This is a genomic window from Candidatus Gorgyraea atricola, assembly GCA_030765235.1.
Classification (GTDB): Bacteria; Omnitrophota; Gorgyraeia; order Gorgyraeales; family Gorgyraeaceae; genus Gorgyraea; species Gorgyraea atricola.
In genome coordinates, this window is record JAVCCW010000005.1 from 1 (window position 1) to 18,803 (window position 18,803).

Genomic DNA, 18,803 nt, shown 5'->3' on the forward strand with positions numbered 1-18,803 from the left:
ACCTACTGATAAAATCCAGCTTAAACAGAAACACCACTGTTGCAAAAAGCACCATGACCAGGACTGCAGACCTCAGGATGCCCCACACCATCTCAAAAAAGCTCTTTGTCCTGAAGGAATCATAGAGACCAGATATGCTAAGTGAAATCCACCAGCCAAAAAGCACCACTGGCAGTATATTCAGATATTTAGACATAGGATACAGGCCCCCTAAGACCTGTCTATCCGGAAAAATATCCAGCGCGTATAAGACGTGCACGTTATCCCTTATAAGAAAGCTTATGAAAAACGCCACGCACACGACCCCCGCGTCCATGAGCATCAATAATTTTCTTAAAATATCTTCTTTTCCCTTTATCATAAGATCATATCCTCTCAATTTCGTAATAAATAGTCTGATGTTCGCCAGATACCTTAAATGTAAAACTCTCGCCTTTAATATTTACTGGCACAGGCTTTTGCCTGAGCCCCTTTTCATCCAATGCAAAAACTACAACATTCTCCTTCTTCCTTCTCTTTTTAATAGAGACCACGCCTTCTACGCCCTCTACCAGGATAGGGCCCTGGCCTTTATCAAGGACATACACATCCCGTTTCAGGTCATCACTCTTTTTTGTTATATGGGGCGTCAATCTCTGACTTTTATTGCGAACACGTCCTACCACAGTAACCAGGAGCCTGTCTGATCCAGAGATATCTTTTTCATTCAGCGACGTCACAGTGAATGTGGCAAAATCTGTGTCGCTCGCAAACCTTATGCCATTAAACTGCTGCGATACTACACTGCCTATAAAACCAGAGAAAGAAAATATCCTGGGTGCCTTCACTATAAAAACACCTCTCTTCGAATCCCTTGTGATCTCTCCTGTGTCAGAAATGACCTTGCCTTCATCTCTAAAGATCTCAGCGATATAAGGATAATATATCCCTTCATCTGAGGCATGGATCTTTTTTTCCAGCCTGGACACGTATGCGACCCCGGCTATCTTTGACCAGTCTGAATACGGCTCACTCATCTGGTAAAGCTCGTCCATACCATAAGACGCATAGCGCGTATGCACTGCAGGCGCCACATCCCCTCTTAAAAAAATCAATGCACCCAGCGGAAAAAGCCCCATCTTAGCGGGGTCATTAAATACGACTGTCGGATAATATATTTTTTTCTCAAGATCATCCCACGATATCTCCCATCCGCCATTGTATGAATAAAGAAAAAGCGCATCCACTTCATTCAATGCCGCATAAGAAGCAGTGCTCAACACATCCACTGCCCTCCACTCATTGGGCCAGATACTGTCCCACTCCGTAACTATAAGAGGCTTATTAAATACACTGGCCCTTGATATCATATTGACCAGTGTCTCTGGGTTCAGATGGCTCTGTTTTATAAGGGCTCGGTTATGGATCCTGTTGACCTTGTACGGGTGGTCCCAATACAGATGTATATCTGTAAAATCCATGTTCTTGTCAGCTGCGAGGTTCAGATTATCGTGCGTATAATTTGAAGAGCCTATAGGGCACTTAACACCTATTGAACGCAGATAGTCATACATATCCTCCTGATATGAATTCTGCAATTCAAATTTAAAGCGCCTATCTTCATACCACTCGCTGTAAATATTTTCTGACCCGCGGCTGTTTCCCTTAAGCCACTCCTTCCACAATCCATCTATCTTCTTTTTATAATGAGGAGTAAATGACTCTATTATCCAGTGACCAAAAAGTGTATTTTCATTCGTCATCTCGATCATTGCGATCGCAGGTTCATCCAGATAACTATTTCCAGTATAAGAATTCACGTGTGAGAGAAAATCCTTGGCAAACTTCCTGCTCAGTTCAATTATCCTCTCATCAAAAAATGAGATCCCGCCTGCTCCGGATTTGATCTTATTGTGATCAACGACACCGTCTCCTTCTTTAAACCTTCTTGCGCCCAATCCCAGGACATCAAATGTCACATATATACCATTCTCTTTTAACTGATAGATGAAATAATCCATCTTTTCGAGCTGCGAGGCTGACAGGTGCTGTGAATCATTATAATTTGAGTCTATTATTCCATATGGCTCTTCGTAATCCAGTAGGTGCATCCTGACTATATTGCATCCCAGCTGGGCAAGTCTCTTTGCAATGTCCTCTGCCTGTCCATGCGAAGGAAAACATGTCTTATTCGAATGGATATTTACTCCCCAGAATCTTGCGCGTATTCCGTCTTTAAAATAGAAATGCCCATCCTTTACAGCTACAAAACCGTGCTTACCTGCAGGCGCATCCAATAAAAAACTGACGTCTACGGCGGAATTCTTACAATAATTCCACGGCACATAAAAAGGAAACCACTCCTTTTCCCCCGCCTGAAAAAGGTTCAGCGGGAAAAATGCAAGCGCTAAAAGGAAAAACGCGGCTATCGTCTTTCTTAAAGCTATCTTTTCTCTCATGACCATCCATATAAATGTCGTATTACTAAACAGGTACCTCTTCCACATCCTGCGCGGCTCGCTCAAAAATCTGAAAAACCACTCAAGTCCGATTCCCTGCATCCACTTAGGTGCCCTTTTAACATATCCTGCGATTACGTCAAAGCTACCCCCTACACCCAGACAAACAGGAATACCCAGCTCTTCAAGATTTTGCCTTATCCAGTACTCTTTCTTGGGCGTCCCCATTGCTACAAACAGGACATCAGGCCTTAACCCCTTTATCCCTTGTATCACTTTTCTCTCATGATCAGCTGATTCAAAATACCCGTCGTGCCAGCCTGCGATCTCAAGCTCAGGAAATCTTTCCTTATATATATCGACTAATTTCCTGACAACATGCTCTTTTGCGCCCAGAAAATACAGACTATATTTCCTGGTATTCGCTCGTCTCACTATCTCCTGCATCAGGTCTATGCCAGCCAACCTCTGTTTCAGCGAACTGCCCAGGATCCTTGACCCTGTGACCACTGCCTGTCCATCGGCAAACACAAGGTCAGATGAATTTACAAGATCTCGCAGTTGCTTGTCTTTTTGCATCTTGACTATCTTTGTAGCATTGACTGCCACAAGCTGATGCGGCCTCCCAGAGGCGACAAATCCATCTATTATGTTTATGGCCTCTTTCATGGAGACATTGTCTATAAAGGAATTTAGAAATTTAACGCGTTTCATGTCTTTTTCCCTAATGTTTTAACCAATATCTTCACTATCCTCTTTGCTGCTCTTCCGTCCCAGAGTTCAGGCGTCCTGCCTTTTTTAACCCTGCCTGAAATAATCTTATTCGCCTCTTTCACTATTCTTTGTCTGTCCTGACCTACCACAATATTTGAACCCTGATTGACAGTCACGGGCCGCTCAGTATTCTTTCGGATCGTAAGACACGGGACCTTTAACACAGTGGTCTCTTCCTGTATGCCGCCTGAATCTGTGAGCACAAACCTTGAATCTGTCATTAATTTTAAGAATTCAAGATAACCCATTGCAGAGACTACCCTGAGATTAGGCATCCTTAAGATATGGCCATCCAGTTCAAACTCTCTTATCATCTTTTCTGTGCGCGGGTGCATAGGCCACACGATCGTGATCTCCCTCTGTATTTCATATAAGGCCTCCAGGATATTCACAAAGGAGTGTTTTTTATCTACGTTGCTCGGTCGGTGCAGGGTAAGCACTGCATAATCTCTTTTCTTTAACCTTAGTCTTTTTAAGACACTGGATCTATCTGCAATCTTTTTATGGTCCAATAATGTGTCGATCATCACATTCCCTGTAAAATAGATATTGTCTTTGGATATACCTTCTTTTAATAAATTTTTATTTGCGCTTTTTTCTGTAGTAAATAAATATTCTGCTATTACATCTGTCATGACCCTGTTGATCTCCTCAGGCATGGTCCTGTCAAAACTCCTAAGGCCTGCCTCTACATGCGCGACCGGGATGTTCAGCTTCGCAGAACACAATGCGCAGCTAATAGTAGAATTGACATCACCTACCACCAAGACCAGATCAGGTCTTACCTTTAATAATACGTCCTCAAACTCCTCCATTATCTTCGCAGTCTGAACTGCATGTGAATGAGAGCCCACTCCCAGATAAAAATCTGGCTTGGGAAGTCTGAGGTCTTCAAAAAATAGTTTTGACATCTCTCTGTCAAAATGCTGTCCTGTATGGACCAGCACAGACTCTATCTTGTTCGAATAGCGCTTCATCTCCTTTACAATAGGCGCTATCTTCATAAAATTAGGCCTTGCACCGACTACATTAACTATCTTGAGCTTCATTTTTTATCTCACTTTTGTGTCATGTCCGCGAAAGCGGACATCTAAAAATTTTCTCGTAAAGATTCCCGCTTACGCGGGAATGACAGCCTGTGACCTCTGTGGTAGCTTTTTTAAATCTTCCACTTTCATCTTTTTATTTGAAATGTACAAAAACGTGACAAATTCAGATCTGCCTTTTACCACAGCGCTATTGACCAAAGTAGGACTTTTAACCCTTGTCCCGAACATATTAGAACTCCAGCCAGTGATAGGAGAATACCTGCCCTCTCTTATCTCTGTAGAAAACGTCTTGTCTGTAAAAATATATAAATACACATTCTTATTTTTTGACTCTATTATATTGTCTCCTATGTCTTTCACGCCCGAGCCAGACGATAGATGAAAATACTGCCTGATCCTGTTCTCGCCCTTTGAATCCAGGGAATCCATTACCTGCCATAATCCCTTTTTCTTATCAAAAGATATCTTCCTCCTGTGCATGACATTACAGTTGGTATATGAAGCGCTTATATAGTCTTTATCCTCTTTTGTCTCCCACTTCTCTATCCTGGGCGTAACCCGCCTGCCCCACATAAAAGGCCCTGTTATCTCTGACTGATTCTTGTCATTGACTGTAACTGTATTGTGCGCGCTTGTCCCCCTGAAATAATCCCTCCATGAATTACCTGAATGATATAAGTACGTGCCTGGATCTATCAGAAGAGGCGTGCCATTGGAAGAAAGAGTTATGCTAAAGAGGTCAGCATGGCCATGCGCTGCTATTGCGCCATAGCCCAGTTCCCCGCAGTCCATTATCAGCACATTTCCATTCGGTGAAGGGTTTCTGAAAACAGCATAGCCGCCCTTGTCAAATAGCCTGGACCCTAAAAAGGCCTTTACTTTCTTTATCCGTCTACACCTCTTAAGCCCGTCCATGCCAAAGAGCCAGTAATGTTCTTCTTTAAACCCGTTTCCCTTTTCCTTAAAATCTCCCCTGCCGGATAAAATGCTTGCGCTGGATAAAAGAGATCTATACATACTGTAATCCCTGGCGCTGGACAATCTTATTGCCACGCCATTATCCGAGTCCCCGATATGCGGCACATTGCCATTCGTATCTATAATATTCATGATAAACTCTGCCATGCTATAGAACCTGCCGAGTAATTCCCTGGGTATCTCTATGTTATTTTTCTGCAGAAGTACAATTGCCAGTAAGGCTAGTTCCATGACAAAGCCCTGATAGCCAAGCGCCTGTTCCTTTGTAACGCCGTCTGGATAGACCTGATTCAAAATCTCTTTAAACAAGACCTTCTTTCCGGTGTCCAGCCATTTCCTTGAGGTCTTAAATCCTGGAAATGTAAGACCGGCTATCAAGAGTCCAGCAGCCTCTCCTATCAAATGATTATTGCCGGACGAATGCCTTGAGAGATTATTCCTCACAAACTCTGCGTGTCTGTATATAGATTCTAAAAATCTCCTGTTTGAACTTATAGAAAATACACCGGATGATTTTATGAGCTTATATGCCCAGCACCAGGAAATAAGTCTCAGGCTGACTTCAAGCGAACTCTTCCAGTTAACGCCTTTATATCCTGGATTCTGTTTTATCCATGAAATGACCTGGTCCCTTGCCTCAATCGCGTATCTTTTCTGCCCTGTCAAAAGACACGCCTTACCCAGCGTCACAAGATGCTGGAATCTATTTAATTCCCATACAAATCTGATATCTTTTAAATTGTGTCTGTTCCTGTGCCAGTCTATTTCCTTTCCGAAATTCCACTCTGAATCAAATATCTTAAAATTGTGGCTGCAAAGCCTGTCTGCATCCCGGACTATATCTTTTATGCTGTTTGGAAAAAGCCTTAAGAATTGCCGCCTTATTTCCAGGGTCCCATTGGCGCCAAAATAAAAATTTGTCCCATTTTTATCCTTGATTAAAACCCTGCCCAGGTCCACCTTTCTATTTAGAAAAACATGAATATTCAGCTGGATAAGTTTATATATCCTGCGCACTGCTTCCTGCCCAGATATACACGATAATCTTCTTATATACCAGATAAGCTGCTTCATATCCCTTTATCCTTTAACTTAGACACGACACTTCTGAACTTGTCATTCCCTGTGCGCCTGATAGAATCTACCTTCTCTACGGATATATTCATGCCGCATCCGACCCGCACCCGAACCCTCTCTATGATATTAGCTTCATCTGTGGCCGAAAAATCAACATCTGGAACGACCTTTACCCGTATATTCTTTCTGTCTTCCTGGATCAGCTGCGCCTCTATAAAATTCTTTAATCCTTTATACAGACAGTCCATCATGCCTACATATCTTCCTTCAGGCGTAATGACAAACTCGCTCAACCTGCCTATGATCTTATCGATCATCTGCGATTTTCTGCCGCATTTACACTCTTTTTCAGATGGGATGACAACATCTCCGGTCCTATATCTTATGAGCGGCATTGACATATTGATAAAAGATGTCCCGATGATCTCTTTATAGCCCTCTCTGTCCTTGCAGTCTATAAACTCCACAAGGCCATACTCAGGAAGCACATGTAAATTGCCTTCCGGGCATGTTGCTATAGCTGCTACCCTTTCTGCGTTTCCGTAAAAGTCATAGACCTTGCAGTTAAACACCTCTTCTATCAATTTCTTTTTGTAATCATGCAATGTCTCGGAAGAAAGAATAGCTGATTTAAAGGACACACCTTTAAGCCCGCTTTCCTTTATAAACTTTGCCAGTATGTAAAGCGAGGATGAGTATGCCTCTATATATACCGGCTTAAAATCCCTCAGTACATTTACATAATAAGGCACGGTATCACGGGATATGTGAAAGGCTGAAAGCATCAGCTCCTTACCAAGGAAATCGCATTTCCAGAAAGGCGGCCTTTTACTTGACACTGGCATGATGATATCGCCTCTTAATATCACCTTTTTATCTCCCGGCCTGATACCTGCCCAGTTCCTCTGTTTCCACAATATCGCGTTCTCAAAATTTACAGAATAGAGGTCTCTGTAAAGCACTATGGGCGTGCCAGTGGTGCCGCTCGTGGCTGACTTTCTCAAGAATATCTTTTTAGAGCGCCTTGATATAAAATCATCAGGATTACGCAGGATCTTATCCCTCGTAAGAAATGGTATCTTTTCCAGATCTCCTTCTCTAAATTTGCCATTTATGTTGATGCCTGCCTCGTCAAAGAGCCTTTTATAATAAGGGACGTTCGAATATGAGTAGCGGATAACATCCTTCAGGCTTTCCATCTGTAATTTTTTTATATCTTTTCTGGAAAATTTATCTATCTCCATGATACGCGCAAACATATTTTTAAAGGGCCTGCCCTCGCGCAATTTTCTCCATATCCATTTTTTTACAGACAGTCTTATATCTTTACCTCCGCAACCCCGGAGGTTGCCGAACGGCAACCTCCGGGGTTGCGAAAGGGTAAGCAGGTTTTTATATTCTTCAAAAAAACCATTCACCACGCGGTCCAGCCTGAACACAGAATCTATTTTCTCAATATTATTTCTCGACATGGTCTTGCTTAACTCAGTATCCTTTAAGAGCCTTATGATTTTTCTGGCCAGGTCTTGTTTTTCGCCGGCCTCTACCAGAAAACCGTTCACGCCATCTTCCACGACCTCTGGGATACCTCCGACCTTTGTAGAGATCACAGGCAATCCTGAGGCCATTGCCTCCAGTATTGCAATAGGCTGTCCTTCGTGATATGAAGGCAGCAAAAACAATGCAGCCCTTTCAAACTCTTCCAGCAGTCTTTCCCTGCTGAGCCATCCCAATAAGACTATGTTTTTATCAATACCCCTCTCTATGCAGATCTTTTTTATCTTTTCTACATCGCCATCGCCTGCGAGATAAAATCTGGCCTCTGGGATTTCCCTGGTGACGACTGGCACAATATCTAAAATGTCATATGTGCCTTTGCGTTCTTCCAGCCGTCCTGCAGTCAATATATTCATACTGAGAAAATCCCTGTTACCATTGATATAACTGAAAGGCGTTGCATCAATAGGATTGGGTATTATCTTTATATTTTTATTCTTTGTCATGCGCGAGACTTCAGAGTGCCATGTCTGAGATAAAACTATTATGCTGTCAGAGAGATCCAGTATCTTTTTTATGAAAACTTTTCCCGCTGTATTCGATTTTCTATAAAAGACGTCAAAGCCTGCGCCATGTATATGAAATACCACCGGCCTTGCAAAAAGCCTGGACACGAGGAGCATTATCGCCTTTCTGCAGAAACTGCCCTTTGAACCGCTCAGGATATGGACAATGGCTATGTTTTTATCAGTCAATAATCTTATAAAAAACCGAACCAGACTCTTTATAAAAAACCATGTCTTTAAAACCACATTGCCATCAACTGTTGTAGGATGATAGACTGCCTTTAGCCCTTTTGGAAACTTTGAGCAGAGGTAATTCTTTGCAAAACTGGAAACACCCCCTTTTGCCTTTAGGTCAGGGCCTACTATAACTATGTGTTTGTCAACTGTCATTGAATCTTGCTTTTGGAAAAAATCCTCCATGTTTTTAATCATGGTCTTCAAAGAAAACTTTTCTTCCACTCTCTTTTTTGCATTCATGCCGAATCGCCTGGCCTTATCGCTGTCTCTAAGTAGCTCTAAAACTCTTTCACTAATGGCCTCAGGGTCTTCGGAAGGGACGATAATGCCTGATTCATTGTTCTTTATGATCCTGGAATTATCGCCTACGCCTGTGGCGACTATGCCCTTTGCGCTTGCCATGTATTCTAAAAGCGATACTGGAAAAGATTCTATCCTTGAGGAAAGCACTGCCACGTCAAAAAGAGAAATAAGTTCTGGTATATCCTGTCTCTCGCCCAAAAATAATACGTGTTCCTTAAGTCCTAAGTCCCCTGCAATGTCTTCAAGCCTATTTCTCTCTCCTCCATTACCTATAATAAGAAACCTGGTATCCGGCATTAAAGCTGCTATCCTCTGGGCTGATCTTAAAAACACATCGTAGGCCTTTTCCACTACTAATCTACCGATCATACCCACGACTTTATTCTTATCAGAAAGGCCTATCTCCTTTTTTAACTCATCTGTATTGAAATTCTTTGAAAACCTGTCTATGTCTACTGCATTATGAATAAGATAAAGCCTGCATGGATCTATACCATAATCTGTTATCAGAGATTCCATCTTCAGTCTGGATACCACGCCTATCCTATCCAGCCTCCTTAATAATAATCTATTTATGATGCCTGATTTAAAGCGTTCCCATTTCTCCGGCTTCCTCATGGTATGTATGACTGTAACCGTATGAGGTATCTTCAGAAGCCTTGCGCATAAATATCCCCAGAATAAGACCAGCGGCGAACTCTCCAGATGCAATACATCTGGACGTTCTTTTTTAAGCAGAAAAAACAACCTGTAGATCCCTGCGAGGTCATATTTGTCCTGCATAAGACTATGCACCATATCAATGCCTTCTGATAAAAGTTTCTTGCCTATGGTTCCTGGACTATAGAGACAGCACACCTTTAGCTGAAACCTTGACCTATCAAGTCCTTTTATTACCTCGTAGGCCATTTTTTCAGCGCCGCCAAGAGACAATCTTGAGTGGACAAAAAATATCTTCACTTTACCTCTCCGTTAAAATAACACCTGTCAGCCTTGCTCGGCAGATATGCCCTGTCCTGAAGTTTAAATATCTCCACGCACAGCTTATTGTTAAACTCGATATCCAGGCCTGCTTCACCAGGACTCTTTTTCGAGATAATAAACCTGTGACTTTGGCCTGGCTTCACTGATACAGGGTTTTCTGGCTCGAGCTTACCCTGCATGATCCTTGAATAGTAAAGGGCCATGTCAGCACCGTTTGTATTCTTGAGCTCCACATGGAGCAGCCAGATATCGCCATCCCACTTATACTTTAATTTTTGCATGACTCCTCCTCTTTCTCTGAAACATCTTTATCTCTGCATCAGTGCCGCAGTTACTACAGATATAACCCCTTCCATTCGCCTGAATACCTGCAGGTGTTGCATTCAGCCCCATCCTCTCTACAAGGAGACTGTTGCATACCCTGCAATACGTATTCGTGCCTTCATGACTGAAGACATTTCCGAGATAGCAGTGTTTTATGCCTGCCTCCTTTGCCAGCTCACGTGCCTTTTCAATCGTATCTACTGACGGCCTTGAGACATGTGTGTATTTATAGTTAGGGTGAAAACGCACGAAATGAAGAGGCACATCCCCTGACAGGTTATGCTTTACCCAGTCGATCAATTCAATATAATCCTCTTCTTTATCGCTTGCGCCTGTGACCACTAAATTGCTTATCTCTAAATGATGCCTTTTGCCATCAAAGATCTTTTTCGCGCCATCCAGAACTGGCTTGAGCCACCCCGTGGTCAGACTCCTGTAATATTCATCATTCATGCTCTTTATGGAAATGCTGAAAATATCTATCACCTCCATGAGCTCTTCAATGGCCTTAGGATTTACAAACAGCGCTGTCTTGAAAAGATTATACAGGCCGTGTTTTTTTGCGAGCCTCGCTGTATCCAGCACAAACTCATACCACACCACTGGGTCATTGTATGTCCAGGAGAGTATCTTTATGCCGCGCTCCAGGGCCATGTTTACGATATCTTCAGGCGTGTATTCGAATATAGAGTTTTCGTCAATGTGCTCTATCTGCGAAAATCTCCAGTTCTGGCAATATGAGCATGCGAGGTTGCACCCTACATTTCCGAGCGAGAGTATGCGGCTTCCCGGCTCAAAGTGAAACACTGCCTCTGTCTCTATAAATTCCTCTGCTGCGCGCACTGCCCTGCCATAACTCAAGGCATAGAGTGTGCCGTTTGTATTTTTTCTGACCTTGCAGAATCCAGTATTGCCCTCTGCTATTACGCACATCCTGGGACAGAGTTCACACTGGACCCTGTTTTCGCTAAGCTTCTTGTATAGCTTTGCCTCGTAATTAGAGTCTAACTTTTTCATTTGAATCCTCCTTTAGTTTCGATACAAACTGTTTGAACTTTCCGCCTTCTGTCCTTGGAATACTAGGTACCTTTTTAATATCTACCTCTATATCATCCCCCAGAAAATTCTTTACACTCTTCCTGAGCTTAGATTCCTCCATCACTGTGTATTTCTCGCTGATTACTATATTCACCCTGATCCTGTCAAATTCCTCCTGCACAAACTGCGCCTCTATAATGCCTTTTAGATCCGCGGAAAGCATGCCTGAGAGAAGTGACACAAAGCGGCCGTCCTTTGTCATAAAAAATTCATTAGTCGCCCTGCCCTGGATCGATTCTATCCTCTGAAAATTCCTCCCGCATGGACACTTTTCTGAAGACGGTATTACAATATCACCTGTCTTGTAGCGCAAAAGCGGCATTGCAAAATTATTTAATGCAGTACCTGCGATCTCGAAAGACTCCTGCATGCCCCTGACAGGTAAAAGTTCTGTTATGGCATACTCTGGATAAATATGATAGTTTCCTCTTTCACACATGCCTATTGCCGCGACCCTCTCTGCTGCGCCATAATGGTCAAATACCCTGCAGTTAAACTGCTGTTTTATAAATGTCTTCTGGTGCGGCATAAGCGCCTCTGATGAAGTAAAGATATATTCAAGGTCCATTTTTATACCCTTAAGATGCATGAGTTTTGCCAATAGATATACAGCAGATGGCACAGTCTCTAATGCAGCTGGTTTAAACTTTAATATCTTCTCAGAATAAGATTCTATATTTTCCTCTGAAAGATGATAGGCTGAAAGCAAAAGGCCCTTCTGAAAATGATCATGCCTCCAGAACGGCGGCCTCTTTACGCTGGATGGCACGATAGGGCTTGAGCGCAGGACCATCTTTCTTGCCTCGGGACTAAGTCCTGCCCATTTGTATTGCCTCCTGATCATGGCATGCTCAAAATTTATAGAATGAATATCCCTGTAGAGCTTTAAGGGCGAACCTGTTGTGCCGCTTGTGAACACCTTTCTCATAAGCGATTTATTTATATTCCGTGCGCGAAATTCCTCAGGGTCTCGCTTTACATCCTGCTTCGTTATCACAGGTATCTTTTTTAAATCAGATATATCCCTGATATCATCCGGTGTCAGATTAAGTTTTCTAAAAAGCTTCTTATAATAAGGTACATTTTCATAGCAGTGCCTTATCATCCTTCTCAGCTTTTCTCTCTGTAGCTGCTTTAGCTCTATTTCAGAATAATACTGGCTCTTTTCCAGTTCAGAAAGCATGGCCTTGAAGGCCTTGCCCTCTCGCAGTAATTTAAAACCCAGGCCGCGCAGAGAGACCGCAAGGTCCTGCATATAAGAAGGGCTGTTTATATAAAATGAAGATGTAAATATACTCACTTTGAACTCCTGGTTCTGTCATTGCGAGGAGTCCCGACCGAAGATCGCGACGACAAGGCATGACGCAATAAATTAGACGCTATCCATACTGATAAAAAGCTTGTCTTTGGGATAGGTCCCATGCCTATCCAGTTCAATAAAAACATTTCTGTATTTTTAGTGTTGATCCCGCCGCAGGTAGTCCTCGCGCACTTGAAGCCCGCCTCCTGCGCCAGGCGCCTTACCCTCTTGTCAAACCTGCCAAACGGATAGGCAAATTCCGTGACTTTCTGCCCGATGTTCTTCTCTATTGCGCTCTTTGAATCCATGAGTTCGCGGCGCACTTCGTCATCACTCAATAAACACAGATTCCTGTGAGTCTTTGTATGCGAGCCAAAGCTTATCAGGCCATTCTGCATATCTCTGATCTCATCCCAGCTCAACATCTTTGAAGGGCCTGCAGGGTTTGTAACTCCATGTTCTTTTTCCATCTCACTTATAAAAGGTTCATGTTCTTTTTCATCCTTATCTATCAATACACTGTTTATCTTGTTAGTCCTAAACTGTGACTTCTGGATATTAAAGACCCTGTCCCACCAGAACACCTCTTCCTTACCTATATAATCAGTAGTGAGAAATATAGTAGCCGGCACGCCGTATTTCTTTAATACAGGATAGGCATTCAGGTAATTATCCATGTAGCCGTCGTCCAGGTTTATGCTGGCATATATTTCGTTTGAACACCCGCGCTCCAGCGCCTTCAGGCCGTCTGACATGGAGACTGTTTTAAAATTATCCTTTATATACCGCACATGCTGTTCAAATATATCCCTGGAAACGGCCAGATATCCGCCGCCCTCAGAAGGTCCGGATACCCTGTGATACGTAAAGACCAGTAATCTCGGGCTGCGCCTCTCTATCAGCTGGAGCACGGCCTTTGACACGCCAAGGTAATAACACGCGTATTTAGCGATATCTTTGAGCTTAAACTTTACTGCCATCCAGCATCTCCTTTGTCTTCATCCACGCACGATGCAGAAATCTGCTCTTTTTCAAAAACGGCATTATCTTTAAGTACAAAAGATACAGGCACCCCGAATAAAATGTGTCTCTAAATATCCTTATGCGGTTGTGGGTCTTAAAGGTCTTTGTCAGGTTCTTCTTCCATCCTTCTTCTCCCCGTAGAAAATCTAATTCCGGGATACCTCTTTCAATAGAGTCTTTCAGGATCCACAGCATCAGCATAGTCCCAGGAGAAAAGCACGAATATCTCCTGTCAAATGACGCATTATAGCTATATATCATCTTGCCATAGCAATAATCATACATATAAGCTATAGTCCTTCCGTCCAATTTCAGAATAGACAGGTCTACCCATCCCTTCTCTGCAAATACACTAAACATCTCTTTATGAAAATCTCTGGTCGCCTGCTTTGAAAATATCCCTTTTTTCTCCTTGCCCTGCCAGCTATCTCCTTCTACCCTGCATATATCTGAAAAAAATCTTCCGGGCTCAGCTATCTTATCTCTCTGCCTCTTAAAATCCAGCTCCAGACCTAGCCCTCTATTCTTTGCCTGTTTGAATTCTCTATTGAACTTTTTGGAAAACTTCTTCTGTTTGGCATCTCTGTCTTTCCCGTTAAGGTCCATGAAAAAGACCTTGCTTGAAGGGCCCAGGATATTCATATATCTTTTGTCTTTTAACCATGTCTCTATAGTCTCTGACGTGCCTGTCCCATCCAGGATCTCCTGAAGATCAATAAAATCCCACTCTTCTTTTATGGTCTCGAGATAATCCAGTATCAAACCCAGGGCCTTCTTACCGTCGCCATCCATAATAAAATCCATCCTGTCTGAATAAATAGTCCCGATAAAACAAACCGCCTTCACCTGAAGTCCAAAATACCGGTATTTTCTGATGACTAAGGGCGCTATGCCGACCAGTTTCTCATCATCAAAGACATTTAATATCAGAAGCGAGGCATCTTTATAAAAATGCCTGATCACGCCATCTATCCAATCATAGGTCAGAAATATATTGTCAGCGTTGCTCCTCGAGACAAGTTCATCCCAAGAGTCCTTGCACTCTGTAAATTCCTTATATATAGATATCCTTTTTATCTTCATGAGAGCATCCCATTGTATATCTTGTAGAGCCTTCTGCTTACTTCATCTATCCTGTAATTCTCAAAGACCTTTTTATGCGCATTAAGGCCGAATCTTTTGCGCAAGGCCGGATCTTTCATGAACAATGCTATTTTATCTGCAAGGCCCCTGGGATCCTGTTTCTCCACTAAAAATCCATTTACTCCGTTATCGATTATATAAGGAATACCGCCTACCCTTGTCGTCACTATAGCCTTACTGGAAGCCATTGCCTGTAAAAGCGCCAGGGGCGCCACATCCTGCTGTGAAGGAAATACAAATATAGACGCCTTTCCGTACTCTTCCTTCAAGCCTTCCTCATTCAGGCTGCCCTTAAACTGCACATGACCGTCTAATCCATTCTCTTTTATAAAACCAAGTAGCTGGTGATAAAATCTGTCCTCTCTGATCTGGCCTGCTATCCTGAGCGTCATCCCGCCAAAACTCTGCTTCAGTATATTCATTGCGCGCAAAAGCGCCATCAAGCCCTTTGCCCTTGAGATATTACCGACAAATAAAAGCCGTCCCTCTTCTTCTGAATCTCTATCCATATTAAAGAAGGTCTCAGAAATAGGATTGTTTAACTCATACACATTCTTATGCTTTAGCTGTCTGGATAAATATTTCTTTGCAAAAGGGCTGTTTACTATAAAATTCTCTGTCTTTTTCATGCACCTGATAGACATGCAAACCTGAAAACACATTCTTATCCTTGCCTTAAGGTCATAAAAACGCGGCTGACTGCTGTCAGATAATCCATGCGTGCTCACGACCATCCTCTTGTGACCCTTGTCCAGGGCTGCCAGAGTATAGTACCCGAGCATATGCGCATGCACTAAATCCGGCTTGATCTCGTCGAGCTTCTTGTTTATTGCCTTTCTTGTCTTTGAATAAAATCTTACATTGCCAAGATGGTCTTCAGCAGGCACTGTATGCACATTGATACCATTGTATGTAAAATGCGTGTCCTTACTTATCAGGTGACTGGATGTCACGACATGTATGTCCAGGTCTTTGAACCTTGAAAGCCCCTCGACCATATTCACGACTACTGCCTGCACCCCTCCTGATATATTCTTTGAGTCTGAATTTTCTGGATATGGCCCTAATATGGCTATCTTCATATCTTCACCTTTAAAAAACCTAAAACCTCTTTGATCAGGGTTGTTTTTTTGTGAACAATGTATATAAGCGGCAGGCCGGATACCAGGATCATGCCTAACTTTACACTCAACGCCACTGCATCCAAAAGAACAGTCGGGGAACCCTGTACATAGCGCTCAATAAAAAAGACTACAATGCCCATATATAAAAGAGGCGCGTACAGGCCAAGCAAATACAAAACACACCTGATCCTATTTTTCATATAATGATTTAAGGCGTATATAAAGATCACAGACCCTATAAAGAAAAACGCCAGAAAAAGACCGATGCTGACGCCTACGATCCCAAGCCCCCTGTTTATAAAAACGATGCTGGCCAGCAATACGATGCTGATACCTGCCACGTATACAGGCACAAGGAACCTTTGTTTGCTTACGCTGGTTATGAACGCTACGGATGTCGGTGAAAACGCCAGAAAAAACCTCCCTAAAAGTATGAGGACAAATGGATACAGTGAAACAACGTACTCTGGCAGAAAATGCGACACAAAAAATCTGACGCACGCGTAATAACCCGCCAGCACCACCGGAAATAAAAGTGACATCACGAGCGTTGGTTTGAAAAAATATTTTTTTATCTCCATGATGTCGTGAGTCTGGCCAAACCTCTCGTACATGTGCGGCTCAAAAACCCTGTGTATGCTCAGCGGAAAATACATCAGAAACGTGGTTGCAAGTATTGCCACTGAATGATAGCCCATACTCACCTTTCCTAAGAAAGCGAGGACAAGTATCCCGGCGAGGCTTACGATGGTCCCCTGTAAAAAATTTATGGACATGATGGGAAACCCTATCTTCATCAGCCTGAATATCTCCTTTGGGTCAAAATCCAGCCTAAATCTCAGGGGTTCTTTTATGTATAGATACAGGACTGTCAATAAAGGCGTGATCACCGCGACTATGTAAACCCCGTATATCTTAAGCCGCGGCACAAGTATGAGCGTAAGTATCACGCTCAGGACAGGGAATATCATGCCTGCCTTGCTTATGAGTAAAAACTTTTTCACTGCGATAAACGAGGTCTGATAGAACTCATGCAGACACATCACTATTGCCAGAAGCGCGATGGCGACCATGCCTGTCGTCTCGTTGGGCGCAATGGTCTTTCGCAGGGAAATAGCTGTTATTATCAACACGGTCGAAAACACAAGTATCATGCTCAGGGTGAACGCCAGCGCGACATTCCTCACCTTATCCATGGCCTTGTTCGAACCCCTGCCGTTTTCATAAGGTATCTCTCGCGCCATTGCGTTGAATGTTCCCAGGTGCGCGAATGTCGAATATTTTAAGATGATATTAAGCGCTGACCAGACACCGTAAAGCCCGGGCCCCAGTATCCTGGCGTTCAGGAATCCACGTATAAAAAACATGGCCTGCGCGACATAGGTAGACCCTGAGAAAAAAGACGTATCCCTTAATACATTTTTTCTATCGAGCGAGCGCTGTATCATAATGCCTTTCCCATCCGTAAATAATACCGGCAAATATAAAAAACAAAGAGTTTACAAATTCAAAATACTTCATCTCTATAAATAACGAGTTGACTACGAAGACAGCCATAATAGCCCAAAACACTGCGACCATGGCCTTCTCTCCCGGCTTGCGGGCCAGTGATTTATACAGCCTGATACTCTTTGACAGGATTAAAAAGTATATCGACAGTATCAATGCAAAACCTGCTATGCCCATCTCAGCCAGTATGCCTATAAAGGTATCGTGCTGGACAAGCTCAGCCGCGCGAAAAGGTATACCCTCTATATTTTCATAATAACGCATTACATGTTTTGAAAACCTGCCAAAGCCCACGCCTAATACAGGGTGGTCCATGAACATATTCATGGAAGCTATATAGAGATTCAACCTGTCATAGACCGGGTTTTCATTGCCTGCCCTTCTTGCCGCAACATGCATCGTGTCATCATCCAGGATAAAAAACAGGCTTACGGCGGTCAAAAGGCAGAGCGCTATAGTTATGATCAAAAATATCTTTTTCTTGTGCCTCATCGCAAACAACATTATCGCTGTAAAACCCATGATACCCGCGATCCATGTGGCCCTTGTGTATGTAAAAAATATTGCTATTGGTGCCAGGGCGAGCAATACCCATGAAAGATGTCTCCACGAGGACTTGCTGTCGGGCTTAAGTATGAAAAAGAATGAGCTCGTAAGGACAAATCCCAGCGCAGTCCCGTTTACCGCTGCCTGGAGAAACGGGCCTCTTGCCCTTTCAAAATGTATGCCCACTGCAGGGTCTAGTATGTACTTCGGCCATATAAGGCTATGGACATTAAAATGTTCAAAAAACGCGGTAAGGCATAGGTATGCGCCTAAGACCACGATGAACTTGATAAATACATTCCTCTTCTCAGGTGTATCAAACACATGCTGACTCACATAAAACATGAAAAATGGGACCAGGTACCCGGTCAAGAGTTCTCCTATACCCAGGCCTCCGCCTTGCTTAACGAGCGAACCTGTCCATACCATTGAGACAATGGCAAGGACACAGAAGAAAAACATGGAATACTCAATACCTGTAAATGCATAGAGCCTGCGCTTTCTTGCGAGGACCTCCAGTATAAAGATACCCAAAAGGAGCACAAACACTATCCTGGATATGTCCATATCCGGCATTATGGAATCCGCAAACTCCATCTTCTGGTATTTAAAAAAGAGTATTGTCAGGAGCCACAGGTATATGCCTGAGGTAAAATTCTTGCTTACGATCAGAAAAAAGGCTATAGCGCCTATGATCGCCATGTGTAAAATAAGCAATACCTCTGGTGAAAATAATGTAGCTAACATCACATAAACCTCTCAGTTAACATCCCCTACCACTCCCGGTCCCGTCCGCCTAAGGCGGACGGGACCGGGAGTGGTTACTATTAATA

General features: G+C 43.0%; 13 protein-coding genes. All 13 read right to left on the bottom strand.

What is annotated here, in order from left to right; all coding sequences use genetic code 11:
* The coding region (locus P9L93_01065) for a hypothetical protein (GenBank protein ID MDP8229674.1) at window positions 1-361 on the bottom strand (361 nt) is incomplete at its 3' end.
* 4 nt (window positions 362-365) lie between these two features.
* Window positions 366-3,152 carry a WecB/TagA/CpsF family glycosyltransferase gene (locus tag P9L93_01070; GenBank protein ID MDP8229675.1) on the bottom strand — a complete coding sequence of 929 codons (2,787 nt, stop codon included), beginning with the start codon at window positions 3,150-3,152 and terminating at the stop codon, window positions 366-368.
* Entirely contained in the window at window positions 3,149-4,261 is a 1,113-nt protein-coding gene (gene wecB / locus P9L93_01075) for a UDP-N-acetylglucosamine 2-epimerase (non-hydrolyzing) (protein MDP8229676.1), read from the bottom strand. The genes P9L93_01070 and wecB overlap by 4 nt, the downstream gene beginning before the upstream one ends.
* Before the next feature lie 69 nt (window positions 4,262-4,330).
* A complete protein-coding gene (locus tag P9L93_01080) occupies window positions 4,331-6,313 on the bottom strand; it encodes an alginate lyase family protein (protein MDP8229677.1) in 1,983 nt (660 codons plus the stop codon).
* Entirely contained in the window at window positions 6,310-9,879 is a 3,570-nt protein-coding gene (locus P9L93_01085) for a glycosyltransferase (GenBank protein MDP8229678.1), read from the bottom strand. Before P9L93_01085 ends, P9L93_01080 begins: the two co-directional genes overlap by 4 nt.
* Entirely contained in the window at window positions 9,876-10,184 is a 309-nt protein-coding gene (locus P9L93_01090; protein MDP8229679.1) for a hypothetical protein, read from the bottom strand. Before P9L93_01090 ends, P9L93_01085 begins: the two co-directional genes overlap by 4 nt.
* Complete coding sequence (amrS, locus tag P9L93_01095; GenBank protein ID MDP8229680.1) at window positions 10,165-11,244, bottom strand: AmmeMemoRadiSam system radical SAM enzyme; 1,080 nt, start codon at window positions 11,242-11,244, stop codon at window positions 10,165-10,167. Before amrS ends, P9L93_01090 begins: the two co-directional genes overlap by 20 nt.
* A complete protein-coding gene (locus P9L93_01100) occupies window positions 11,225-12,625 on the bottom strand; it encodes a hypothetical protein (GenBank protein MDP8229681.1) in 1,401 nt (466 codons plus the stop codon). Before P9L93_01100 ends, amrS begins: the two co-directional genes overlap by 20 nt.
* Window positions 12,622-13,605: a polysaccharide deacetylase family protein gene (locus P9L93_01105; protein ID MDP8229682.1), complete on the bottom strand. Its 984-nt coding sequence runs from the start codon at window positions 13,603-13,605 to the stop codon at window positions 12,622-12,624. The genes P9L93_01100 and P9L93_01105 overlap by 4 nt, the downstream gene beginning before the upstream one ends.
* Window positions 13,589-14,731 (bottom strand): GNAT family N-acetyltransferase, encoded by a 1,143-nt coding sequence (locus tag P9L93_01110; GenBank protein MDP8229683.1) that lies wholly within the window; start codon window positions 14,729-14,731, stop codon window positions 13,589-13,591. The genes P9L93_01105 and P9L93_01110 overlap by 17 nt, the downstream gene beginning before the upstream one ends.
* On the bottom strand, window positions 14,728-15,873 hold the full coding sequence (locus P9L93_01115; protein MDP8229684.1) for a glycosyltransferase family 4 protein: 1,146 nt from the start codon (window positions 15,871-15,873) through the stop codon (window positions 14,728-14,730). Before P9L93_01115 ends, P9L93_01110 begins: the two co-directional genes overlap by 4 nt.
* A complete protein-coding gene (locus tag P9L93_01120; protein MDP8229685.1) occupies window positions 15,870-17,363 on the bottom strand; it encodes a hypothetical protein in 1,494 nt (497 codons plus the stop codon). The genes P9L93_01115 and P9L93_01120 overlap by 4 nt, the downstream gene beginning before the upstream one ends.
* Entirely contained in the window at window positions 17,341-18,717 is a 1,377-nt protein-coding gene (locus tag P9L93_01125; GenBank protein ID MDP8229686.1) for an O-antigen ligase family protein, read from the bottom strand. Before P9L93_01125 ends, P9L93_01120 begins: the two co-directional genes overlap by 23 nt.
* Between the last annotated feature and the right edge of the window lie 86 nt (window positions 18,718-18,803).